This window comes from Stenotrophomonas sp. YJH_SMC_12-1, from assembly GCF_059370935.1.
The window spans coordinates 53,067-75,337 of record NZ_JCAFUD010000010.1 but is presented as its reverse complement, the minus strand read 5'-3'; the positions used below and the strand labels follow the sequence as shown (position 1 = coordinate 75,337).

At 67.5% G+C, this 22,271-nt stretch carries 21 protein-coding genes; 10 read left to right on the top strand and 11 right to left on the bottom strand.

Annotated elements, in window-relative coordinates:
* Positions 1–4: 4 nt before the first annotated feature.
* Positions 5–334: a hypothetical protein gene (locus AC5P8Y_RS17695; protein WP_010482336.1), complete on the bottom strand. Its 330-nt coding sequence runs from the start codon at positions 332–334 to the stop codon at positions 5–7.
* Between the two features lie 168 nt (positions 335–502).
* Here AC5P8Y_RS17695 and AC5P8Y_RS17690 point away from each other — a divergent pair, with 168 nt between their 5' ends.
* The 7 genes from AC5P8Y_RS17690 to AC5P8Y_RS17660 all read left to right on the top strand — a co-directional run bounded on the left by AC5P8Y_RS17690 (position 503) and on the right by AC5P8Y_RS17660 (position 8,900).
* Positions 503–2,875: a S9 family peptidase gene (locus AC5P8Y_RS17690; RefSeq protein WP_033833827.1), complete on the top strand. Its 2,373-nt coding sequence runs from the start codon at positions 503–505 to the stop codon at positions 2,873–2,875.
* The gene (locus tag AC5P8Y_RS17685; protein ID WP_005411620.1) at positions 2,872–3,291 is read left to right on the top strand and encodes an NUDIX hydrolase; all 420 of its coding nucleotides are present in this window, start codon (positions 2,872–2,874) and stop codon (positions 3,289–3,291) included. The genes AC5P8Y_RS17690 and AC5P8Y_RS17685 overlap by 4 nt, the downstream gene beginning before the upstream one ends.
* Positions 3,292–3,321: 30 nt before the next feature.
* A complete protein-coding gene (locus AC5P8Y_RS17680; protein WP_049448203.1) occupies positions 3,322–3,882 on the top strand; it encodes a hypothetical protein in 561 nt (186 codons plus the stop codon).
* A 35-nt stretch (positions 3,883–3,917) separates the two neighbouring features.
* On the top strand, positions 3,918–5,039 hold the full coding sequence (locus AC5P8Y_RS17675; RefSeq protein WP_111109178.1) for a hypothetical protein: 1,122 nt from the start codon (positions 3,918–3,920) through the stop codon (positions 5,037–5,039).
* A 37-nt stretch (positions 5,040–5,076) separates the two neighbouring features.
* A complete protein-coding gene (locus tag AC5P8Y_RS17670) occupies positions 5,077–6,690 on the top strand; it encodes a hypothetical protein (RefSeq protein ID WP_111109177.1) in 1,614 nt (537 codons plus the stop codon).
* A gap of 54 nt (positions 6,691–6,744) precedes the next feature.
* On the top strand, positions 6,745–7,641 hold the full coding sequence (hemF, locus tag AC5P8Y_RS17665; RefSeq protein WP_049454926.1) for an oxygen-dependent coproporphyrinogen oxidase: 897 nt from the start codon (positions 6,745–6,747) through the stop codon (positions 7,639–7,641).
* A gap of 95 nt (positions 7,642–7,736) precedes the next feature.
* Positions 7,737–8,900: a hypothetical protein gene (locus tag AC5P8Y_RS17660; protein ID WP_111109176.1), complete on the top strand. Its 1,164-nt coding sequence runs from the start codon at positions 7,737–7,739 to the stop codon at positions 8,898–8,900.
* A 42-nt stretch (positions 8,901–8,942) separates the two neighbouring features.
* Here AC5P8Y_RS17660 and AC5P8Y_RS17655 read toward each other — a convergent pair whose 3' ends face one another.
* Together AC5P8Y_RS17655 and polA are read right to left on the bottom strand one after the other, a co-directional pair.
* Entirely contained in the window at positions 8,943–9,422 is a 480-nt protein-coding gene (locus AC5P8Y_RS17655) for a DUF421 domain-containing protein (protein ID WP_024957711.1), read from the bottom strand.
* A gap of 339 nt (positions 9,423–9,761) precedes the next feature.
* Positions 9,762–12,536: a DNA polymerase I gene (gene polA / locus AC5P8Y_RS17650; RefSeq protein WP_111109175.1), complete on the bottom strand. Its 2,775-nt coding sequence runs from the start codon at positions 12,534–12,536 to the stop codon at positions 9,762–9,764.
* Positions 12,537–12,634: 98 nt separating this feature from the next.
* Here polA and AC5P8Y_RS17645 point away from each other — a divergent pair, with 98 nt between their 5' ends.
* Positions 12,635–12,919, top strand: a complete 285-nt coding sequence (locus AC5P8Y_RS17645; protein ID WP_049433085.1) for a DUF2782 domain-containing protein — start codon at positions 12,635–12,637, stop codon at positions 12,917–12,919.
* 121 nt (positions 12,920–13,040) lie between these two features.
* Here the strand turns inward: AC5P8Y_RS17645 and AC5P8Y_RS17640 are convergent, their stop codons facing one another.
* Positions 13,041–13,487 carry a universal stress protein gene (locus AC5P8Y_RS17640; RefSeq protein WP_049433086.1) on the bottom strand — a complete coding sequence of 149 codons (447 nt, stop codon included), beginning with the start codon at positions 13,485–13,487 and terminating at the stop codon, positions 13,041–13,043.
* Positions 13,488–13,635: 148 nt separating this feature from the next.
* On the opposite strand from AC5P8Y_RS17640, the gene AC5P8Y_RS17635 reads away from it, so the two are divergent.
* Positions 13,636–13,782 carry a hypothetical protein gene (locus AC5P8Y_RS17635; protein WP_181454341.1) on the top strand — a complete coding sequence of 49 codons (147 nt, stop codon included), beginning with the start codon at positions 13,636–13,638 and terminating at the stop codon, positions 13,780–13,782.
* Between the two features lie 46 nt (positions 13,783–13,828).
* Here the strand turns inward: AC5P8Y_RS17635 and AC5P8Y_RS17630 are convergent, their stop codons facing one another.
* The 6 genes from AC5P8Y_RS17630 to rpmB all read right to left on the bottom strand — a co-directional run bounded on the left by AC5P8Y_RS17630 (position 13,829) and on the right by rpmB (position 20,248).
* Entirely contained in the window at positions 13,829–14,383 is a 555-nt protein-coding gene (locus tag AC5P8Y_RS17630; protein ID WP_049433087.1) for a hypothetical protein, read from the bottom strand.
* A gap of 116 nt (positions 14,384–14,499) precedes the next feature.
* Positions 14,500–16,692, bottom strand: a complete 2,193-nt coding sequence (uvrD, locus tag AC5P8Y_RS17625; RefSeq protein ID WP_049403634.1) for a DNA helicase II — start codon at positions 16,690–16,692, stop codon at positions 14,500–14,502.
* A 9-nt stretch (positions 16,693–16,701) separates the two neighbouring features.
* The gene (locus tag AC5P8Y_RS17620; protein WP_495202106.1) at positions 16,702–18,123 is read right to left on the bottom strand and encodes an FAD/NAD(P)-binding protein; all 1,422 of its coding nucleotides are present in this window, start codon (positions 18,121–18,123) and stop codon (positions 16,702–16,704) included.
* Positions 18,124–18,168: 45 nt separating this feature from the next.
* Complete coding sequence (cls, locus tag AC5P8Y_RS17615) at positions 18,169–19,587, bottom strand: cardiolipin synthase (RefSeq protein ID WP_049403632.1); 1,419 nt, start codon at positions 19,585–19,587, stop codon at positions 18,169–18,171.
* 246 nt (positions 19,588–19,833) lie between these two features.
* Entirely contained in the window at positions 19,834–20,001 is a 168-nt protein-coding gene (rpmG, locus tag AC5P8Y_RS17610; protein ID WP_169411268.1) for a 50S ribosomal protein L33, read from the bottom strand.
* Between the two features lie 10 nt (positions 20,002–20,011).
* Complete coding sequence (gene rpmB / locus AC5P8Y_RS17605) at positions 20,012–20,248, bottom strand: 50S ribosomal protein L28 (RefSeq protein WP_005411638.1); 237 nt, start codon at positions 20,246–20,248, stop codon at positions 20,012–20,014.
* A gap of 278 nt (positions 20,249–20,526) precedes the next feature.
* Here rpmB and AC5P8Y_RS17600 point away from each other — a divergent pair, with 278 nt between their 5' ends.
* Entirely contained in the window at positions 20,527–21,741 is a 1,215-nt protein-coding gene (locus AC5P8Y_RS17600) for a glycosyltransferase (RefSeq protein WP_111109173.1), read from the top strand.
* 13 nt (positions 21,742–21,754) lie between these two features.
* Here AC5P8Y_RS17600 and dnaQ read toward each other — a convergent pair whose 3' ends face one another.
* Complete coding sequence (gene dnaQ, locus AC5P8Y_RS17595; RefSeq protein ID WP_005411640.1) at positions 21,755–22,264, bottom strand: DNA polymerase III subunit epsilon; 510 nt, start codon at positions 22,262–22,264, stop codon at positions 21,755–21,757.
* Between the last annotated feature and the right edge of the window lie 7 nt (positions 22,265–22,271).

The window sequence follows — 22,271 nt, the reverse complement described above, 5'->3', positions numbered from 1 at the left end:
TGCCTCAGCCCTTGCGTGCAGCAGGGCGGGTGAAGTGCCAGGCCAGCAGCTGGCCGAGGCCGGCACTGCCGACCATCGCGGCGGCGGCGCCGAAGGTCAGTTCGCGTGCACCGATCGCCTCCAGCAGGCCCATTGCCACGGCCAGGCTGACCAGGCTGATGCCCCAGCGCAGCGCGCCCTGGCGGCGGCGCTCTTCTTCCAGCACCGCCAGCGAGCGGATCACTTCCTCCGGCACGTGCGGGGCCACCAGCTTGCTGCGCGCGCGCGCATCGGCAATGGCATGGATCGCGTAGGCGATGCAGATGAAGAGGGTGATCGGGATGAGTTCCTGCATGGTCGGGCTCCTGTTCGATGGATGATGCGGGTTCAGGAGAATGGATGCGCGAGGCCGGCCAGCGGTTGCACTACTTTGCCAATCCCGCTGCCATGACCTGTGGCCCCTGCCCCCGGCCCGTGCGGCTGCTACGCTTGGCCGGTTTTCCTCTACTGGTGCCGTCCGCCCATGTCCCGAGTGCTGCCCCTGTCCCTCCTGCTGTCGGCCGTGCTGGCCGCACCGGCTGCGCATGCCGCGCCGACGCCGATCACCATCGAACAGGCCATGGCCGACCCGGACTGGATCGGTCCGCCGGTCGAGAAGGCCTGGTGGTCGTGGAACAGCCAGCAGGTGGAGTACCAGCTCAAGCGCAACGGCAGCCCGGTGCGCGATACCTTCCGCCAGCCGGTGGCCGGTGGCGTGGCCGCGCAGGTGGCCGATGACCAGCGCGGCACCCTGGACGTGGCCGAGCCGGTCTACGACCGCAGCCGCAGCCGCAGCGCCTTCGTCCGCAACGGCGATGTGTTCGTGCGCGACCTGCGCAGCGGCGCGCTGACCCAGCTCACCCGCAGCAACGAGCGCGCGGGCAACGTGAACTTCGCCGCCGACAATGGCGTGATCTGGCGCGTCGGCCAGAACTGGTTCCACTGGACCGCCGCCAGCGGCGTGCAGCAGGTGGCCAGCCTGAAGGCCGAAAAGGACCCGCGTACGCCGCCGAAGGCCGACGTGCTGCGCGACCAGCAGCTGCGCACGCTGGAAACCCTTCGCCGCGACCGTGACCAGCGCGAAGCACTGAAGGACCAGGACCAGCGCTGGCGCCAGGCCGACCCGACCCGCGCGCCGGGCCCGGTGTACCTGGGCGCCGACGTGGAGATCGCCGACAGCGTGCTGTCGCCTGACCTGACCCACCTGATCGTCGTGACCAAGCCGAAGGACTTCGATGACGGCCGTGGCGGCAAGATGCCGCTGTACGTAACCGAGTCGGGCTACGAGGAAACCGAGGACACCCGCACCCGCGTCGGCCGTAACGGCTTCGAGCCGCACACGCTGTGGTACGTGGACGTGCGCACCGGCAAGGCCGAGAAAGTCTCGCTGGCCGGCCTGCCGGGCATCAGCACCGATCCGCTGGCCGAGCTGCGCCGCAAGGCCGGCAAGGACGCGCTGAAGGGCGAGCGCAGCCTGCAGGTGATGAGCGACTTCATGGGCGGTGGCATCCGCTGGAGCCCCGATGGCCAGCAGGCCGCGGTGATGCTGCGTGCCAACGACAACAAGGACCGCTGGATCATCAGTGTCAACGCCGCCGACGGCCGCGTGCAGAACCGCCATCGCCTGACCGACAATGCCTGGATCAACTGGGGCTTCAATGATTTCGGCTGGATGGCCGATGGCCGCACGCTGTGGCTGCTGTCGGAGGAATCAGGCTTCTCGCACCTGTACACCCAGGCCGGCACGGCCAAGCCGCAGGCGCTGACCAGCGGCAAGTGGGAAACCTCGGCGCCGGTGCTGTCGGCCGACGGCAAGGGTTTCTACTTCCTGTGCAACCAGCAGGCGCCGCATGACTACGAAGTCTGCGCGGTCGACACCGGCAGCCGCCAGGTGCGCGAGCTGACCAGCCTCAACGGCGTGGAAGACTTCTCGCTGTCCCCAGACGGCCAGCAGCTGCTGGTGCGCTACTCCGGCGCCTACCTGCCGGCGCAGCTGGCCGTGGTACCGAGCACCGGCGCAGGCCAGGCCCGCGTGCTGACCGACACCCGCACTGCCGAGTTCAAGGCGCGCCAGTGGATCCAGCCGAAGCTGGTGGCGGTGCCGTCCAAGCATGGCGCCGGCGTGGTCTGGGCCAAGTACTACGAGCCCGAAAACAAGGAACCGGGGAAGAAGTACCCGATCGTGATGTTCGTGCACGGCGCCGGCTACCTGCAGAACGTGCACCAGCGCTACCCGGCCTACTTCCGCGAGCAGATGTTCCACAACCTGCTGGTGCAGAAGGGCTACATCGTGCTGGACATGGATTACCGCGGCAGCGAGGGCTACGGCCGCGACTGGCGTACGGCGATCTATCGCAACATGGGCCACCCGGAACTGGAAGACTACAAGGACGGCCTGGACTGGCTGGTCGACACCCAGCAGGGTGACCGCGACCATGCCGGCATCTACGGTGGTTCCTACGGCGGCTTCATGACCTTCATGGCCCTGTTCCGCTCGCCGGGCACGTTCAAGGCCGGCGCCGCGCTGCGCCCGGTGGTGGATTGGCACCAGTACAACCACGGCTATACCAGCAACATCCTCAATACCCCGGACATCGATCCGGAGGCGTACCGCGTGTCCTCGCCGATCGAATACGCGCAGAACCTGCAGGACAACCTGCTGATCGCCCACGGCATGATGGATGACAACGTGTTCTTCCAGGACTCGGTGAACCTCACCCAGCGCCTGATCGAACTGCACAAGGACAACTGGTCGATCGCACCGTACCCGCTGGAGCGCCACGGCTATGTGCGCGCCGATTCCTGGCTGGACCAGTACAAGCGCATCCTCAAGCTGTTCGAGCAGAACCTGAAGTGAGCAACGCCGCGGCCACGATCCACATCGTGGCCGCGGTCATCCTGGATGACCGCGGCCGGGCGCTGGTGGTGCGCAAGCACGGCGCCAGCCGCTTCATCCAGCCGGGCGGCAAGCCCGAACCCGGCGAAGCGCCGCTGCAGGCGCTGGCCCGCGAACTGGACGAAGAACTCGGTGTGCAGCTGTGCGCCGAAACCGCCATCGCGCTGGGCACCTTCGAGGATTGGGCGGTGAACGAACCCGGCCATCGGGTGCAGGCACAGGCCTGGTGGGTGCGGGTGGACGGCACGCCACAGGCATGTGCCGAGATCGCCGAACTGGCCTGGGTGCCACTGCAGCCGCCGCATGGCCAGCCCTTGGCACCGTTGAGCGAACACCATATCCTGCCGGCCGTCGCCACCCGGGTGACGGCCCGCTGATCGCGCGGGCACCGATTGCAAGGACACCGGATGTCAATGTCGATCCCGCCGATTCCCTCGCTGGTCCAGCCGACCTATCACGCCTGGGTGCGCCCGATCGCACACGCTTCGTTCTGGCTGTCGCTGCTGCTCACGGTGTACTTCGTGATGCAGGGGCTGCTGCTGTGGCCGCTGCACAACCTTCCGATCTGGCATCTGGTTGAGAGGGAAGTACAAGACCAGCACCTGCACAGCCTGATCTGGCTTCTGGCGCATCCGGTGGCCGCGTCGATGATTGCCGCGCTGCTGTGCCTGGCCTCGACGCTGGCCAGCTGGGGCCTGCTGCGCGAGCGCAGCTGGGGCCTGTGGAGTTTTGTGGTGATCCTGCTGCTGAGCGCATTGGCCAACTTTGCGATCGCCGGCTGGTTGGACGTGTTCATGCGTGATGTCATCCCGTTTCTCTCCGACGACGCCGTCCTGCAGCAGGAACTCCATCTGAAACGCTGGTTGATCACGCTGACCGTAGTGGCCATGTCATTGGTGCTCCTCGGCCTTCAGGGCTGGCTGGCCTGGCGCCTGTTGCGGCCGGACATCCGCTCGCGCTTCCACTGAGCCACACCCCTTTCCCGCATGACAAGGACCGTCGCTTGCGCTTGCTGCCCCTTCTCCCCGCATTGCTGCTGTTGACTGCGCTGCCTGCCGGCGCCGATGCGCTGCAATGTGGCGAGTACCGCAGCGCCGATGGCGGCATGGCGCTGGTGTTCACCACTCCCGGCAGCGGCTACCACCACGATGATGGCAGCGAGCCGCAGCCGCTGTGGGTTGATCGCGGTGCGGCACAGACGCGGTTGGTCATGCTCGACGATGGCGTGGCGCAGCCGATCCGGATCAGCGCCGATGGGCAGCGCATCGAGCACGACCGGGTGGTGCTCTACACCCTGCGCCAGCCCCGCGCCTGCGCCAGCGAGCCCAGCGCGATGGATGGCAGCTGCCGCGCCGCTGGCAGCCACTGCGTTGCACGGCTGCCCACGGCCTCACCCGGCCAGGCCCAGCGTGCGTGCAGCGAAGGCGTTGGCGCGGGCTGCTCGGCGCTGCTGCGCCAGCTTCGCGATGGAACAACTGTAGCCGGCAGCGATGACACCAGCCCCGCGCGCTTCGAACGCCCGCCCATCTGCCGCGAACACACGCCCGGCCATGACCCGCAGGCCTGCGAGACGCTGACCGGCGATGCGCTGGCCGCCGCCATGCAGAAGGTCGGTGAACGCCTGCAACAGGAAGACGAAGACATGCCGGATTCACCGCTTCCGGCCGCTGCACGCGATCGCCTGCAGCAGTTGTGCCTGCAGCACCGCAGTGGCCGCTTCTGCGTCGAAGTAGCCGCACAGCAACTGATCGCGCTGGAGCCCGCATTGGCGGTGCAGGCGCTGCAGGTGGTCTGCGATGCCGGCCGCACCAGCGGCTGCGAACGCATCGCACCGCTGCGCGGTCCCGGCACCGACCTGCGCCTCGTCCCGGCCCAGCAGGTGCCCTGCGGCCGCTACCAGGCCGATGGAGGCGTGATCGACAGGCTCGACTTCGGCGATGGCACCCGGGCCCGCCTGCAGAACGGCGCCATCCACCTGCAGCAGAACGGCGAAACCCTTGTGCTGCGCCAGCTCGGCAACGGGGATCTGCTCGGCATGGATGCACAGACCGCCTACCAGCGTTACCAGCCCGTGCCCGGCACGGCAGAATGTACGCCCCCGCGCGAGGGCCGTGGTTCGCCGTAGCGCCTGGAGTTTCCCGTTCGATCGTCAAGGAGACGACATGCATTCACCCGCACCGCGCCAGCGCTGGCTGGCCTGGGCGTTGCTGCTGGCCGCACCGATGGCCGCCGCACAGTCACCGCAATGCGGCCTGTTCAAGGCTGACGAAGGCAGCAGCACGCTGCGCATCAGCTCACCCAACCGTGGCGAACAGAAGCACTTCGGCAGTGCGCCGTCTCCGGTCGCATTCCAGCAGATCGACGGAAAGCTGCAACTGGTGAATCTGGAACATGGCCTGCCCAGCGCGCTGCAGGTGCGCGACCGTGGTCGCACGGTCGAGGTGGATGGCACGACCTACATCCTGCTGACCCCCGAACAGTGCGCCGCCGCAGCCACGCCGGCTGAAGGCAGCTGCCTGGCCAATGCCGTGGCCTGCCTGGACAACCGTCACGAAGCCACTCCGGCCGCGCTGGAAGCAGGGTGTCGGGAAGGCGTGCCCGGCATGTGCCTGCAACTGGCTGATCGCTGGCGTGATGAAGCCAAGCCTAAGGTGAAGGCCGATCCTGTCCAGCAGAAGGCGGCCCTCGACGCCGCCCTGTCCGGCATCAAGCTCCCCGCTGCTTGTGACAACGGGGGCTTCGAACAGGAAACCCCGGCATGTGCCGCCGCGCTCGAGGCCGACCCCGCAGTGCAGGCGCAGCTGGTCAAGGCCGCGATGACGGCAGCCATGACCGAAGCCATGGTGACGATGACGGCGCCGACCGTGCCGGTGATCATTCCGGCTGAGCGGCGGCAACAGTTGCTGCGGCTGTGCCGCGAGGTAGCGCATGGCGGCTTCTGCGAGCGGGTGGCCGAACTGTCCTGGGACGCGGGAGATCCCCTGCTGGCGGTGCAGGCGCTGGCTGCGGCCTGTACACCGGGCAACGACACCGCCACCTGCGAGCGTCTGCCGGCGTTGCAGGCGCTGGGCGCATCATTGCAACCGCAACCGGCAACGGCCCTGCCCTGCGGCAACTACCGGGCCGATGGCGGTCTGATGGACACGCTGGACTTCGGTGACAACGGCCTGGTCGGCGTTGGCTGGAACAGCCATCTCCGCGCCCGCGTCGAAGAGGGCGACATCCGCATCCGCCACGACAGGGGCGGCGACTTCGTGCTGCGTCCGCTGCCTGGCGGCCAACTGCTGGGCCTGGATACCTGGACCCGCTTCCAGGTGTTCACCCCCACTGGCGATGGCCCGGGCCGCTGCAGTGCACCGAAGCAGTACACCGTGCTGCCGCTACCCCAGGATTGCCCGCAGGCGCTCGCTGCCGGCGGGGCGGAAGCCTGCTGCGCGCAGGGCAAGCTGCAGGGCTGCAACGTACTCGGCAACCGCCTTGCGCTGTCCGGGCACTGGCTGCAGGCCGCCGAGCACTACACCACGGTCTGCCGCGCCGGCGTCCGCGAGGGCTGCGAGAACCTGGTCACGGCCCAGGGCAACGATGCCGAGGTGGATGCACATGCACTGCTGGACCGGCTGTGCAAGGCCGACCGCAGTGGCCTGCACGTGGCCTGCGACGTGCTCGGCACCCAGAACTGGGAACTGATCGATCTGGGCCGCGCGCTGCAGAAGGCGGCCGATGACGCGGCATCAGACGACACCCCGCCGCCACGCCATTCCAACCGCAAGCGCTGAGCCAGCCAGGGCCTGTCCGCAGCTTCGGGCGGGCCCTGCGGTAAAGTACGCGCCATGAACGAATTCGAGCGCGTGCGCGCCTACCTCACCGACCTGCAGGACCGCATCTGTGCGGCGATCGAGGCCGTCGATGGCCGGGCCCGCTTCCAGGAAGACCTGTGGCAGCGTGCCGAGGGCGGCGGTGGGCGCACCCGCGTGCTGCGCGACGGCGCGGTGTTCGAGCAGGCCGGTATCGGCTTTTCCGATGTGTCCGGCAGCCGCCTGCCGCCGTCGGCCTCGGCCAACCGCCCGGAACTGGCCGGCGCCTCCTGGCGCGCCACCGGCGTGTCGCTGGTGTTCCACCCGCTCAACCCCTACGTGCCGACCACCCATGCCAACGTGCGCTTCTTCCAGGCACAGCGCGACGGTGAAGTGGTGGCCAGCTGGTTCGGCGGCGGCTTCGACCTGACCCCGTTCTATCCGTTCGACGAGGACGTGCAGCATTGGCACGAGGTGGCACGCGACCTGTGTGCTCCGTTCGGCGACGAACGCTATGCCGCGCACAAGCGCTGGTGTGATGAGTACTTCTTCCTGCGCCACCGCAATGAAACGCGCGGCGTCGGCGGGCTGTTCTTCGACGACCTGCACGGCGACTTCGAGCGCGACTTCGCTTATCTGCGTGCGGTCGGCGATGGTTTCCTCGACGCCTACCTGCCGATCGTGCAGCAGCGCAAGGACACCGCGCATGGCGAGCGCGAGCGCGAATTCCAGCTGTACCGCCGCGGCCGCTACGTGGAGTTCAACCTGGTCTACGACCGCGGCACGCTGTTCGGCCTGCAGAGCGGCGGCCGCAGCGAGAGCATCCTGATGAGCCTGCCGCCCCGGGTGCGCTGGGAGTACGGCTTCGCCCCGGAAGCGGGCAGCGCCGAGGCGCGCCTGGCCGACTATCTGGTGCCGCGCGACTGGCTGTGATCTTCCGGCGCCACGCCTGACCCGTGGCGCCCTCTCCTGCCTGTGGTGCGCCCCGCACCGGACAGGCCCTGCTCACTTCCTTCAAGGATGACCCCATGCCCGCTGCTGTTTCCCCCCGCCCTCGCGCTGCGGGCTGGCGCTCCCTGCTGTTGCTTGCATTGGCCTCGGCCAGCCTGCCGGCCGCCGCTCAGTCGATGGCCTGCGGCACCTACAAGGACAGCAGCGGCAACACCACGCTGACCCTGGAGAGCGAAGGCCACGGCTTCCTGTCCGGCCCCTACCAGGCCACCGAGGAGCTGCGCATCGCCCGCCAGGAAGACGTGCTCGGTACCGGCAACCTGTCCACGGGCCAGCTGGAAAACTGGTACTTCTCGGACAACGACCGCACGATCAGCACGCCCTATCGCGAGTTCACCCGTGAGCACGCCGCCGCCTGCAAGACAATGCCGCAGCCCGTCGAGGGCGGTTGCGTGATGAACACCTCCGAGTGCCTGGAGGCGCTGCCAGAGGCCGCACCCGTGAAACTGCACGCCTGGTGCGCCGAGGGCGTGGGCGCAGCCTGCATGCGCCTGCTGGAGACCTACCAGCAGCAGGCCAAGGACGCAGCACCCAGAAAGGAAGAGCCGCCGATTCCCGAGATCTGCAGGGAGGAGCTGCCCTCGTTCGACGCCGAGGGTTGCATGACGGCAGCCAAAGAGATTGCCTCGGAAATGATGGGCAAGGCCCTGCTCGGCCTGCAGCATTCCGTGGATGCGCCTCTGCCACCTGCACAGCTTGATGAACTGATCGACCTTTGCCGCGTGCAACAGGGCGAAACGTTCTGCGCCGACACCGCCGAAACCTTGTGGAGCAGTGGCCGCCTGCAGGAGGCCTGCGATGCGCTGCAGCGATCCTGTGCACAGCGCGCGGATGCCCCGGCCTGCGGTCCGGCCAACGACCTTGCCGTTCTCGCCAGCGCCCCCGCGGCAGCGCTCACGCCGGTGCCGGCCGCCGCACTGCCCTGTGGCAGCTTTGAAGCCGAGCGCAGCGTGCTGTCGCAGCTGCGTTTCCTCGAGGGTGGTGTGGTTGAGGCCGGTGGCCGCGAACAGCCACTGCGGGCAAGCCTGAGCGACGGCCGCATCCTCATCCACCGCGATATCGGCAGCGACTTCGTGCTGCAGCTGCTGCAGAACGGCAACCTGGTCGGTATCGACAGCGGCAATCAATTCGCCTATTACGAGCGCAAACCGGCGGCCGGCAATACCCGCTGCACACCGTGAATGATGCCCTGTAGCGCCGAGCCCATGCTCGGTGCTGCACGATCAGGTGCCCTTCCGCGGAAGGATGGTGATGTGCCCGGTCGTCTCCAGCAGGGCGATCTGCACATCCTCGATCCGCAGGCCACCCTGCTGGCGCAACGCAGCATCGAAATCGGCCCGGCTGATCAGTTCGCGGCGGAGAACACCCTCCAAAAGCCGGCCATCGCGCGCGATTACGGTAGGTTCTCCTTCGATCATCCGCTCCATGCGTCGATTCCGGGTGGTCAGCCAGCCCACCCCATAGTTGAGCAGGATGAGGGTCGCGGCCAGCAGCAGGCCGCCGCCCAGCGAGGTATCGGTGCCCAGCAGCGCGTTCTGCACCGCATTGCCCAGCAGCACGATCAACAGCACGTCGAAGGGCGTGATCTGCCCTAGAGCCCGCTTGCCGCCAAGCCGGACCATGCCCAGCACCACGACATAGACCACCACCGCGCGCAGGATGAACTCCCACCAGGGCATTGCCAGTGCAAACAGATCGGGCATGGTCTTCCCCTGTGGAACGGTAGCCCAGCCTAGCACCAAGGATCTGACCCCATCCCTGGTGCTGCGGCGGCACAAATAAAAAGCCCCGCTGACCAGGGGGAGGTCAACGGGGCCGGGGAACGGGCACTTGGGGAGGAGTCCCCGTTCCGAGATCTGCTCCAGGGGATGGGAGAGATCCACAACAGGCGTTGCGCCTGTCGAGAGTTATAGAAGCACTCCGAACACTAACGGTTCGTGAAGGGGCCCAATTTAATGAACCTCGATCAGGACAACATTCATGATCGAGTCAGAAACCTCTGACGAATGAACGAATTCACGTCGTTTTCGGCCTAAATGCCCTCAGTGCGCTTCGTCCCAGTTGTTGCCGACGCCGGTATCGACCACCAGCGGCACCCGCAGTTTGGCCGCTTGCGACATGCGCTCCACCACCTGCAAACGCAAGTCTTCAACGAAACTGCTTTCGGTTTCGAACACCAGTTCATCGTGCACCTGCAGGATCATCCGTGCCGGTGCGCCGCTGTCACGCAGCCACTGGTCCACGTCCACCATCGCGCGTTTGATGATGTCGGCGGCGGTGCCCTGCATCGGCGCGTTGATCGCCGCGCGTTCGGCACCGGCGCGCAGGCCCTGGTTGCGGGCGTGGATGTCGTTCAGGTACAGGCGGCGGCCGAACAGGGTTTCCACGTAGCCCTGGTCACGGGCCTGCTGGCGCATCCGCTCCATGAAGTCGCGCACGCCCGGATAGCGGCTGAAGTACAGCGCCACGTAGTCCTGTGCCTGGCCACGGTCGATGCCCAGATTGCGGGCCAGGCCGAAGGCGCTCATGCCGTACATCAGGCCGAAGTTGATCGCCTTGGCGGCGCGGCGCTCGTTCGGGGTCACCTCCTCCAGCGTGCGCCCGAACACCTCGGCGGCGGTGGCACGGTGCACGTCGGCGCCCTGCTCGAAGGCGCGCACCAGGCCCGGATCCTCGGACAGGTGGGCCATGATCCGCAGCTCGATCTGCGAATAGTCGGCGGCCAGCAGCTGGAAGCCCTCCGGCGCCACGAACGCGCGGCGGATGCGGCGGCCGTCCTCGGTGCGGATCGGGATGTTCTGCAGGTTCGGGTCCGATGAGGACAGGCGGCCGGTGGCAGCACCGGACTGGTGGTAGCTGGTATGCACGCGGCCGGTGTCCGGGTTGACCATCTCCGGCAGCTTGTCGGTGTAGGTGCTGCGCAGCTTGGCCAACCCGCGGTAGTCGAGGATCACCCGTGGCAGCTCGTGCTGGTCGGCAATTGCCTCCAGTGCCTCTTCATTGGTGCTGGGCTGGCCCTTCGGGGTCTTCACCACCGCCGGCAGCTTCAGCTCGTCGAACAGCACCGCCTGCAGCTGCTTGGGCGAATCCAGGTTGAAGCTGCGGCCGGCCAGCTCGGTGGCCTTCTGCTGCGCGGCCAGCATGCGCGAAGACAGGTCCTGGCTCTGCCGGCGCAGTTCGTCGGTGTCGACCCGCACGCCGTTGGCTTCGATGCTGGCCAGCACCGGCACCAGCGGCATCTCGATGCCGCGGTAAACGCTGTCCAGCGCCGGCTCGGCCAGCAGCTGCGGCTGCAGCGCGTGGTGCAGGCGCAGGGTGATGTCGGCGTCCTCGGCCGCATAGCGGCTGGCTTCGTCGATGCCCACCTGCGAGAACGGAATCTGCTTGGCGCCCTTGCCGGCCACGTCCTCGAACTTGATGGTGCTGTAGCCCAGATAGCGCAGCGCCAGCGAATCCATGTCGTGGCGGGTGGCGGTGGAATTGAGCACGAAGCTCTCGAGCATGGTGTCGTCGTGGTAGCCCTGCACCTGCACGCCGTGGCGGCGCAGCACGTGCAGGTCGTACTTGCCGTGCTGGCCCAGCTTCTTCTTCGCCGGGTCCTGCAGCACCGGGCGCAGTGCGTCCAGCACCTGCTGCATCGACAGCTGGGCCGGCGCACCCGGGTAATCGTGGCCGACCGGAATGTAGGCCGCCCTGCCCGGCTCGACGGCCAGGCTGACGCCGACCAGGCGCGCGCGCATCGCGTCCAGCGCATCGGTTTCAGTATCGAAGCTGATCAGCTCGGCCTGCTGCAGGCGCTCGACCCAGGCCTGCAGCTGCCCGCTGGTCAGCACGGTCTCGTATTCACCCGGCGCGGACAGTGCCGGATCCAGCGTGCCGGCGGCGGGCGCCTCGACGCTGCCACGCGCGAAGCCGGCCGCAGTGCCGCGCAGGCTCGGGGTCGCCTCGCTGGCGGCCACCGGTGCCGGCACCGGCGCACCCAGCTCCTTCAGCGCCTGGGTGAAGCCGTAGCGCGCATACAGCTCGGTCAGCTCCGGCACGTCCTGCTCGCGCAGGGCCAGCGTGGTCGGGCTGGCGTCCAGCGCCAGGTCGGTGCGGATGGTCACCAGCTCGCGGTTCAGCGGCAGGCGCTCCAGCGCCGCGCGCAGGTTTTCGCCGATCTTGCCCTTCATGGTGGGCGCGGCCGCCATCACCCCATCCAGGTGCTGGTACTCGGCCAGCCACTTGGCAGCGGTCTTCGGCCCGCACTTCTCTACGCCAGGCACGTTGTCGACCGCGTCGCCCATCAGCGCCAGCAGGTCGATGATCTGGTCGGCGCGCACGCCGAACTTCTCCATCACCGCCGCGTCCGAATCCATGCGGCTGCCGGTCATGGTGTTGACCAGCTCGATGCCCGGGCGCACCAGCTGGGCGAAGTCCTTGTCGCCGGTGGAAATGGTCACCTTCAGGTCCTGCGCCAGGCCCTGCAGGGCCAGCGTGCCGATCACATCGTCGGCCTCCACGCCGGGGATGCGCAGGATGCTGATGCCGAGCGCCTCGACGATGCGGCACATCGGCTCGACCTGGCTGCGCAGCTCATCGGGCATCGGCGGGCGGTTGGCCTTGTACTGGTCGTACAGGTCGTCACGGAAGGTCTTGCCCGGCGCGTCGACCACGAACGCCACGTAGGCCGGGCGTTCCTTCAGCGTCGAACGCAGCATGTTGACCACGCCGAACAGTGCGCCAGTGGGTTCACCCTGTGCATTGGACAGGGGCGGCAGCGCGTGGAACGCGCGGTACAGGTAACTGGACCCGTCGATCAGGACTAATCTGCTCATGGGCCGATTCTACGCGCCCGTGCCTGCACCGCGACGACACGGCACGCACCTGGCGATGGGGCATAATCAGGGCTCTCTCCAGGCAAAGGCCCCCGCCGATGAAGACCCTGATGCTGGCTTCCCTGCTCCTGCTCGCTGGCTGCGCCAGCATGGGTGGCGCAGGTGCTCCCCCGGTGGACGTCAAGGGCGCCGATGTCTCCAAGCGCACCATGGACAACGGCGATGTCATCGAGGAATACCGTGTGTCCGGCCAGCTGCGCATGGTCAAGGTGACGCCATCGCGCGGTGCTCCGTTCTACATGTACGACAAGAACGGCGATGGCCGCATGGACACCGACAAGGACGGCGTCTCGCCGGTGTACTGGAAGCTCTACAGCTGGTGATGTGACAGGGGGCGGATCCCTTTCCGCAGGGTCCGACCCCAGCGAGCCCGGCTGCATAAAAGATGACGCCGGCGCGCATCCTGCGGCCGGCGTCGGTGTCCCCTCCCCGGGAACACGTGCCTCAGCGGATGACCAGCACCGGAAGCGTGCTGCGTGCCAGCACCTCGGCGGTCTGGCTGCCCAGCAGTACGCGGGTCACGCCACGACGGCCATGCGAGGTCATCACGATCAGGTCGCTGTTGCGCTCGGCAGCGGTCTCGATGATGCCGTCGGCCGCGTAGCGGTCCAGCACATGCACCGGGTTGGCCTGGATGCCCTGCTCAGCGGCTTTGGCCAGCGCAGGCTGCAGTACCTTCTGCGCGCCTTCCTCGCGATCGGCCTTGTACTCGGGGCTGTTCATGTAGCCCACGCTCCAGCCCATGGCGTCGTACATGCCGACAGCCCACGGCTCGGAAACGGTGACGATGTCGACCTCTGCATTGAGGTCCTTGGCCAGCTCAAGGCCCTTGGCCAGGCCCTTGTCGGCCAGCTCGGAACCGTCGGTGGCGATCAGGATGCGCGTGTACATGGTGGGGCTCCGTAGCAATCCGCCAGATGGGAACGCCACCATTGCACACCCGATGTGCACGTGGCGCTTTGAGCAGGATCAATTGCGTCCGCCGACGGCAGACGGCAAGCTGCACCTGCCACCCCGGCGCGTCGACGGAAGACACCCCATGCAGGATCGCAAGCCCGCTCGCTGGACCGCCCTCAGAATCATCCTGTGGAGCCTCATTGCCGCCTTCGTGCTGTTCTTCGGCGGCTATCACCTGGGCAAGGATCTGGCCCTGCGTGACAACGCCCGCCAGGCAGCGGGCGGGTAATACGCTGCTGCAGCGCCGGCCCATGCCGGCGCCACATGGCCTGTCCTCAGGCGATCTGCACCACGCGTGCGTTCTGGCACAGCGGGTAGCTGGCCACGAACCCGGCGATCGCATCACGCATCGCCTCGAACGACTGGCCGTACATGTACAGCGCGGTCTCGGTCGGGCCCTGCCACCAGCTGCAGATCTCACCCAGGCCATCGATGCGTTCGGACAGCTGTTCGAACACATGGTTGGAATCGCATTGTTCGTAGACCTCGTCCGGCAGGTTCTGGCCATCCAGATAGATGCCCAGGCCTTCGGTGACGCCGAAACCGCGGTCGCCGTCCCCGGCGCCCTGCACCTTCGATCCCTTCGGCGCGCCCAGCTGCTCCAGCAGATCGATCAACTTCGGCACACCTGCCGCGTCATGAAGCGCCACCTCGATGTCGCCGTACTCGACCTCGCCGTCATCGGAGAGGGCGGTCCCGCCGCCGGTGATTTCGCCCACTTCGGCGGCCTGCAGCAGCGCGTCGAGCGGATCCTCGAACAGCTCGTGGCGATGCTCAGGCTGCAGCCTGGCGTTCAAGGTCACGGTGACATGCAGCGTGGGCTCGGTCATGGGGGCATTCCTGGAAGAGATGCCGCCTATTGTAGAGCCGAGCCCATGCCCGGCTGGGTGTTCCCGCGAGGGGTGGGAGCCCTCCCTGCGGGAAGGCTCCGACCCCTCGACGGGAATCAGATCACCGTCAGGTTGGCGTAGGCCATCACCAGCCACTTGCTGCCGGCGTCGGCGAACTCGACCTGCACGCGGGCGTGGGCGCCGCTGCCTTCGTAGTCGGTCACCATGCCTTCGCCGAACTTGGGATGGGTGACCAGCGCACCGAGCTTGATCGGCGGTGCCTCGATCGAGGCATGGCCCATCACCCGGCTGGCGCCCATCGAGGCCGGTCGCGAGACCTGCACCTTGGGGCGCACTTCGTGCAGCAGCTCGCGCGGAATCTCGCGCAGGAAGCGCGACGGCAGGCTGTAGTTGTCCTGGCCATGGATGCGGCGCGATTCGGCATAGCTCAGCACCAGCTTCTGGCGCGCGCGGGTGATGCCGACGTAGGCCAGGCGGCGCTCTTCTTCCAGCCGCCCGCTTTCCTCCAGCGAACGTGCACTCGGGAACAGGCCGTCTTCCATGCCTGCCAGGAACACCAGCGGGAATTCCAGGCCCTTGGCCGAATGCAGGGTCATCAGCTGCACGCCGTCCTCGCCGGCCTGCGCCTGGCCTTCACCGGCCTCCAGCGCGGCGTAGGCCAGGAACGCGACCAGCTCGTCCATGTCCTCGCCCACTTCCTCGATGTCGTCGGCGCGGCGCACGAAGCGCGAAGCGACCGAGACCAGTTCGTCGAGGTTGTCGGTGCGCGATTCCGAATCCAGCGAATTGCGGCTTTCTTTGCTCCAGTGCTCGCGCAGCTGCGAGCGGGCCAACACGTGGTCCACGCGCTCGGCCAGGGTCATGTGCACGGTCTGCGCCTGCAGCTCGTTGACCAGCCCCAGGAAGCCGGCCAGTGCATTGCGCGCGCGTGCGGCCAGCGCGTTGCCCTGGGTGACCAGCATCGTTGCTTCCCACAGCGAGATGCCCTGCGCGCGCGCCTCGCGGCGCACTTCGTCCAGCGTGCGGTCGCCGATGCCCCGGGTAGGCGTGTTGACCGCGCGCTCGAAGGCGGCGTCATCGTTGCGGTTGGACAGCAGGCGCAGGTAAGCCAGCGCGTCCTTGATTTCGGCACGTTCGAAGAAGCGCATGCCGCCGTACACGCGATAGGGCACCTGTTCGCTCAGCAGCGCCTCTTCAAGCGCGCGCGACTGTGCGTTGCTGCGGTAGAGCACGGCCACTTCGGTATAGCTGCCACCATCGCGTACCCACTGGCGGGCACGCTCGACGATGTAGCGCGCCTCGTCCATCTCGTTGTACGCCGCGTACAGGTCGATCGGTTCTCCGTCGCCACTGTCGGTCCACAGCTGCTTGCCGATGCGATCCGGGTTGTGCGCGATCACCGCATTGGCAGCGCCGAGGATGTTGGCAGTGGAGCGATAGTTCTGTTCCAGGCGGATGGTCTGCGCACCTGGGAAATCACGCAGGAAGCCCTGCACGTTCTCGACCTTGGCGCCGCGCCAGCCGTAGATGGCCTGGTCATCGTCACCAACAACGAACACGTGGCCGGAATCACCGGCCAGCACGCGCACGAAGGCGTACTGGATGGCGTTGGTGTCCTGGAACTCGTCCACCAGGATCTCGCGGAAGCGGGCCCGGTAGTGCGCCAGCAGCGCCGGGTTGTCGCGCAGCAGTTCATGGGCGCGCAGCAGCAGCTCGGCGAAGTCGACCAGGCCGGCGCGGTCGCAGCGTGCCTGGTATTCGATATAGGCCTGGCGCATGGTTTCCAGCCACGCATCATGCGGCTCGGGCTGGATGTGCTGCGGGCGGCGACCCTCATCCTTCTGTTCGTTGATCCACCAGGCGATCTGCTTGGCCGGGTACTTGCCGTCGTCCAGTTCCAGCGCCTGCACCACGCGCTTGACCAGCCGCAGCTGATCATCTGAATCCATCACCTGGAAGCCTTCGGGCAGCTTGGCGTCCTGCCAGTGCAGGCGCAGCAGGCGGTTGGCCAGGCCGTGGAAGGTGCCGATCCACATGCCGCGGCTGCCATTGGGCAGCTGCGCGTCGATGCGGTGGCGCATTTCACCGGCCGCCTTGTTGGTGAAGGTCACTGCGAAAATGCCGTGGGTCGGCACGCCGTCGACTTCATGCAGCCAGGCGATGCGGTGGGTGAGTACGCGGGTCTTGCCGGAACCGGCACCGGCCAGCACCAGGTGGTGGCCGGGGGGAGCGGAGACGGCTTCGCGCTGGGCCGGGTTCAGGCCATCAAGCAGGTGGGAGACATCCATGCCCCCATTTTACGGCATCGCCGTCGCGGCTCCTGCGACCACCTGGGTGGCCAGTGCCTGCGCCTGCTGACGCAGTTCAGGCACCGCCAGGCTTTCCCACAGGCTGCCGATGCGCAGGCTGCCGAGCACGCCCAGCCGTGCCTGCGGCTGGCCCCCGGCAGCACACAGGCGGTCGCCCGGCACCGTGCTGTCCAGGCCCAACCCATGCGGGCCGGGGCGGGCCAGCCCATCGGCCTGCAGCTGCTGCAGCAGCGGGTTGCGCAGCGCACTGGCGCGGGTTTCCACGCCGGTAGCGTTGATCACGCCGCTGATCGTCCACTGCTGTTCATTGCCGGTGGCATCGTGACCCGACAGCCGCAGGGCACCGCCTTCGCGGCCGACGCGTTGCAGGCGGGACCGGTGAACACGCAGTTGGCCGCTTTCGATCAGCGCCTGCAGCTGTGCGTCGACCTCTTCGGCGATGCGGTGGCGATGCACGTCCCAGTAGCGCACCACATGGCGCAGGAAGCGGCGCTGGTCGGCCGCGTCGAGGCTGCACCACAGCGCCTGCCCGTGCGGACGGATACGGTCCATCACGCCCTGCCACGGCAGGCCGTCGGCCTGTGCCTGGCGTGCGAACCCACGCAACGCGCGCAGGCGCTGGCGCAGGTTCATCGGCAACAGCGTGGCCGGGTCGAACGTGGGCAGGCCGCCGTGCGCATGCGGCAACGGCAGCAGGCCGTGGCGCGAGATCACGTGCAGCGGGCCGGTGTGGCCGGCAGCGACCAATGCCAGCACGGTGTCGGCCATGCTCAGGCCGGAGCCGACGATGGCCACGGCCTGCTCGCCGGCCAGGGTGCGCACGCCGTCGTAGTCCCAGGCCTCGATCACGTCATCGGCGGGCAGCGCCTCGGCACCGGCTACCGGCAGCGGTCGCATGCTGTTGCCGGTGGCCAGCACCGCCTGCGCGGCGTGCAGCGTGCTGCCATCGCCGAGTGTCAGCTGGTAGCCATGGTCATCCGGCTGCAGGCCCAGCACCGGCTGCGCGAGCACCTGCAGCTGTGCCGGGCTGGTCGCAGCGGCCTCCTGCAGGCGCTGCTGCAGGTAGGCAGCAAAGTAGTGGCGGCACACATAGCGCTCGCCCAGCACCTCGCGCGCCTCGCCCGGGTAGGCATTGGCGGCCATCAGGTAGTCGAGGAAATCGCCGGGCTGGTCGGCAAACGCACTCATCTTCGCCGCCGGCACGTTCAGCAGGTGCTCCGGCCACGGCGTGGCATAGGCGATACCCTGGGCCAGCTGCGAGGCGGGTTCGAAGATGGCCAGCGCCAGCGGCGCATTCGCCTGGCGCAATACCTGGATCGCCACCAGCACCCCGGCCGCACCACCACCGATGATCGCCAGGTCCAGTTCGCCATTACGCGGTGAATCAGTCATGTGCCGATTGTAGGCCATCGGCGATGACGGGCCGGATTGCCGGAATGGGCGGCCGGCATTGCTTCACATCAACGCATCGGCCAGCCGTGCAATACCTTCGCGGCTGCGCCGCCACGCAGGGCGGCTGCGCCACTGCTGCAGGTCCAGCTGCCGCGACTCGCGCAGGTAGCCATCCTCGATCGCGCACAGCTGCTGCACCAGCGCGCGGTCGTAGCAGATCAGGCCGATCTCGGCATTCAGCGCGAACGAGCGGATATCCATGTTGATGGAGCCGAGCACGGCGATGTCCTCATCCACGCTCATGTGCTTGGCGTGCAGGAACTGCGGCTCGTACAGCGCGATGCGCACGCCACAGCGCAGCAGTTCATCGTAGTAGGCCTCCTGCGCCCACGACGTCAACCGCTGGTTGTTGCTGGCAGACAGGATCAGCTGCACCTGCACGCCGGACAATGCGGCGATACGCAGCGCACTCAGTGTGGCTTCGTCAGGTACGAAGTACGGGGTGACCATCACCAGCCGGCGTCGCGCCAGGTGGATCAGCGCGGCTACCGCGTCGCGCGCGTTGCTGTACGGGTAGGCCGGGCCGCTGGGCAGCAGCTGGGTGGCGATGTCGTCGCCGCATTCGGGCACATCGGTGATCACATCCAGGCGCTGGCCGGTCTCCATGTACCAGTCGCTGGCGAATACGGCTTCCAGGTGCGCCACCGCCGGGCCGCGCACGCGCGCCACCAGTTCGCGGTTCGGGTGGCCCGGCACGAACTGCGGGCCCGCCAGGTTCTGCGAACCGACATAGGCCACTTCGTTGTCGATCACCGCGATCTTGCGGTGGTTGCGCAGGTCCATGCGTCCGCTGCGACGCCAGCGCAGGCCACCGGGCAGCATCGCGCGCACTTCGATGTCGCGCGCCTGCAGGCGCTTGCGATAGGCGCGCAGGCCACGCTTGGCGCCCACCGCATCGAGCAGCACGCGGCACTGCACGCCACGCGCGGCGGCACGCTGCAAGGCCTCGACAATGGCCTCGCCGACCGCGTCGTCGAACATCAGGTAGTACAGCAGGTGCACGCGGTCTTCGGCCTGGTCGATGTCGGCGATCAGCGTGTGCAGCGACTCGTCGTAGTCGGTCAGCAGATCGACGGCGTTGCCGTGTACCGGCATGAAATCGCCTTGGCGCTGCACCAACGGCACGATCTCGGCGCTGGCGGTGTCGGGCTGTGGGGTCCAGCGCAGGCGATGCTGCAGCGCCTGCTCCTCACGGATCACCTGCGAGGCCTCCGCCTGGCGGCGGATGCGCTCGCGCGACAGCCACGGATGGCCGAACAGCAGGTACAGCGGCAGGCCCAGCAGCGGTACGAAGCCGACCAGCAGCAGCCAGCTGCGCGCCGCGCCGGGCGTGGTGCGGGTGGGAATCCAGCACAGCGCGACCAGCCGGATCAGCCAGTCGATCAGCAGCAGGTAGGAACCCAGCAACCACTCGAACAGCATCGTGTCGCCCGTCGGGAGGTGATGGGCCATTCTGCCCACCGGCCCTTGTAGAGTCGAGCCGCGCTCGACTGCGTTGAAGCAGCGTGCCAACCAAGGTTGGCACCTACCGGGCGGACAGCGTGCCGACCAACGGTCGGCACCCACCACGGCAATGGCGGAGCAGCCGGCAGCCGCCCTGGAATGCCGGGCATGAAAAAACCCGCCACAAGGGCGGGTTTCTTCGCGGGGACCAGCAATCCTTGCGGATTACTTGATCTTGCCTTCCTTGTACAGGACGTGCTTGCGCACGACCGGATCGTACTTCAGGAATTCCATCTTCCCCGGGGTGTTCTTCTTGTTCTTGTCGGTCGTGTAGAAGTGGCCGGTACCGGCCGAGGAAATCATACGGACCTTATCGCGCTTGCCTGCCATGATGCTTTACTCCTCAGACCTTTTCGCCGCGCGCACGCAGCTCAGCCAGAACGGAATCAATGCCGTTCTTGTCGATGGTGCGCAGTGCATGCGCGGAAACACGAAGCTTGACCCAGCGGTTCTCGCTGGCCACCCAGAAACGGCGCTCGTGCAGATTCGGCAGGAAACGACGACGGGTCTTGTTGTTGGCGTGCGAGACGTTGTTACCCGTCTGCACTCGCTTGCCGGAAACCTGGCATACGCGGGACATTGCGCACCTCGATAGTAGTAGTTGTCAGCCCGTAGCCCGGGAGACGGCGGCCTCGATGGTTGCCCACCACACGTCAAGAGAATCAAAGGGTTACGCTGGCGTTGGGCGGCCGGGGACGTGCTCCCGGGGGCGCCGCCCGGTAGAAAACCGGACACAGCGAGCCGCGCATTATGCACGGGTTCAAGCACTTGCGCAAGTTACCCACAGGCTGCGGCTGAACCGGCAGGGCAGGGAGCCCGCCAACCGGCATACTGCTCCGGTTCACTGCGGAGCTTTCCATGCGGCTGCTGGCCCTGACCTACGGAACCGAAGGCGATACGCGTCCCCTGGCCATGCTCTGCCATGGGCTGATCGGCGCAGGCCACGAGGTGACACTGCTTGCCGATGGCGGCACCCTGGGCAGCGCGCAGGCACTGGATGTGCCCCATGCAGCTCTTGAAGGTGACATCCATGACGAAGTGATCGCGCTGGTCTCGCGTGGCAACGGTGTTGCCGCCGCCAGTAGCGGGCTGGCACGGATGGCGCTGCAGCATGTCAGGGGCTGGATGCGCCAGGCCGATGCCGCTGCCGAAGGCTGCGATGCGATTCTGACCGGTGGCCTGGCGGCCTTTGTCGGCATGAGCGTGGGCGAACGCCGCGGACTGCCGGTCATCGGCACCGGCATGATCCCGCTGACCCCGACGCGGGCCTTCCGCTCTCCGTTCCTGCCACCGGGACGCTCGCCGGGCTGGTTGAACCGCGCCAGCTATGGGCTGGTCAACGGCCTGATCTGGCGCCAGTTCCGTCGGCCGATCAACGCAGCCCGCAAGCAGCTGGGGCAATCGCCGCGCCGCTCGCTGTGGCCCGGCCTGCCGATGCTCTATGGCATCTCGCCGCAGCTGCTGCCGCCACCGGCGGATTGGCCGGCCGACCACATCGTCTGTGGCCAATGGCGCCTTCCTGATGCGCCCTGGATACCCCCGGCCGATCTGCAGGCCTTCCTCGATGCCGGCCCGGCGCCGGTGTATCTGGGCTTCGGCAGCATGACCGGCTTTGATCGCGAGCGCGTGTTGCCGGCCCTGCTGCAGGCGCTGGCGCCACGCCGGGTGCTGCTGTTTCCTGGCTGGGTGGGACTGCCTGCGATGCGCTTGCCCGATTCGGTCTTCGTACTGGGGCCGACTCCACACGAAGCGCTGTTCCCGCGTTGCGCATTCGCCATCCATCACGGTGGCAGCGGCACCACGCATTCGGCCTGCCGCGCCGGTGTTCCTTCGCTGGTGATGCCGTTCGCCGCCGATCAGTTCTTCTGGGCTGATCGTCTGTATCGGTTGGGCGTGGCACCGGCACCGTTGTCACCGAAGCGGCTGGACGCAGCAACGCTGGCGGCAGCCATCACCTTCGTTGAAACCGACGCAACACGCGCACGCGCGGCGGCCCTGGGCGTGGCGATGCGCCATGAGGACGGGGTGGCCTGTGGCGTTGCAATGATCGAGCGATGGTTGCGGCCGGTGTGACAGCGGCCAGGCCTCAGCGCAGGTGCGGAATCACCTGCGCCAGCAGGTGCGCATCCTTCAACGCGCCATGCAGGCCGCGCTGGCTGGGAATGCGCAGGCGCTGCAGCACATCATCCAGCTTGTTGCCCTGACCCGGCCAGCGTCCCCGCGCAAGCTTCAGGCTGCAGGTGATGCGGCAGTGCTGGGCCAGCGTGCCGGGGATGCCGGACAGGCGCAGCTCGTTGTCCAGGAAACCCACATCGAAGGTAGCGTTGTGCGCGACCATCTCGCTGCCGCGCAGGAACTCCAGCAGTTCGGCCGCCTTGCTGGAGAACAGCGGCTTGCCCACCAGCATCGCATCGCTGATGCCGTGCACGCGCTGTGCGCCCCAATCCACCTTGCGCTGCGGCTGCAGGTAGGTGTGAAACTGGCGGCCGGTGAGCTGGCCATCGATCAGTTCGACGGCACCGATTTCGATCACCCGGTGCCCCAGGCGGTGGGAGATGCCGGTGGTTTCGGTATCCAGTGCGACGATGCGGCTCATGCGTGAG

Coding starts and splice junctions, on each gene's coding strand:
- polA (WP_111109175.1), bottom strand. CDS start 12,536: ATGAGCAGATTAGTCCTGATCGACGGGTCCAGTTACCTGTACCGCGCG.
- rpmB (WP_005411638.1), bottom strand. CDS start 20,248: ATGTCCCGCGTATGCCAGGTTTCCGGCAAGCGAGTGCAGACGGGTAAC.
- AC5P8Y_RS17695 (WP_010482336.1), bottom strand. CDS start 334: ATGCAGGAACTCATCCCGATCACCCTCTTCATCTGCATCGCCTACGCG.
- uvrD (WP_049403634.1), bottom strand. CDS start 16,692: ATGGATGTCTCCCACCTGCTTGATGGCCTGAACCCGGCCCAGCGCGAA.
- dnaQ (WP_005411640.1), bottom strand. CDS start 22,264: ATGAGCCGCATCGTCGCACTGGATACCGAAACCACCGGCATCTCCCAC.
- AC5P8Y_RS17660 (WP_111109176.1), top strand. CDS start 7,737: ATGCCCGCTGCTGTTTCCCCCCGCCCTCGCGCTGCGGGCTGGCGCTCC.
- AC5P8Y_RS17620 (WP_495202106.1), bottom strand. CDS start 18,123: ATGGCCTACAATCGGCACATGACTGATTCACCGCGTAATGGCGAACTG.
- AC5P8Y_RS17630 (WP_049433087.1), bottom strand. CDS start 14,383: ATGACCGAGCCCACGCTGCATGTCACCGTGACCTTGAACGCCAGGCTG.
- AC5P8Y_RS17645 (WP_049433085.1), top strand. CDS start 12,635: ATGAAGACCCTGATGCTGGCTTCCCTGCTCCTGCTCGCTGGCTGCGCC.
- AC5P8Y_RS17690 (WP_033833827.1), top strand. CDS start 503: ATGTCCCGAGTGCTGCCCCTGTCCCTCCTGCTGTCGGCCGTGCTGGCC.
- hemF (WP_049454926.1), top strand. CDS start 6,745: ATGAACGAATTCGAGCGCGTGCGCGCCTACCTCACCGACCTGCAGGAC.
- cls (WP_049403632.1), bottom strand. CDS start 19,587: ATGCTGTTCGAGTGGTTGCTGGGTTCCTACCTGCTGCTGATCGACTGG.
- AC5P8Y_RS17640 (WP_049433086.1), bottom strand. CDS start 13,487: ATGTACACGCGCATCCTGATCGCCACCGACGGTTCCGAGCTGGCCGAC.
- AC5P8Y_RS17680 (WP_049448203.1), top strand. CDS start 3,322: ATGTCAATGTCGATCCCGCCGATTCCCTCGCTGGTCCAGCCGACCTAT.
- AC5P8Y_RS17655 (WP_024957711.1), bottom strand. CDS start 9,422: ATGCCCGATCTGTTTGCACTGGCAATGCCCTGGTGGGAGTTCATCCTG.
- AC5P8Y_RS17635 (WP_181454341.1), top strand. CDS start 13,636: ATGCAGGATCGCAAGCCCGCTCGCTGGACCGCCCTCAGAATCATCCTG.
- AC5P8Y_RS17600 (WP_111109173.1), top strand. CDS start 20,527: ATGCGGCTGCTGGCCCTGACCTACGGAACCGAAGGCGATACGCGTCCC.
- AC5P8Y_RS17670 (WP_111109177.1), top strand. CDS start 5,077: ATGCATTCACCCGCACCGCGCCAGCGCTGGCTGGCCTGGGCGTTGCTG.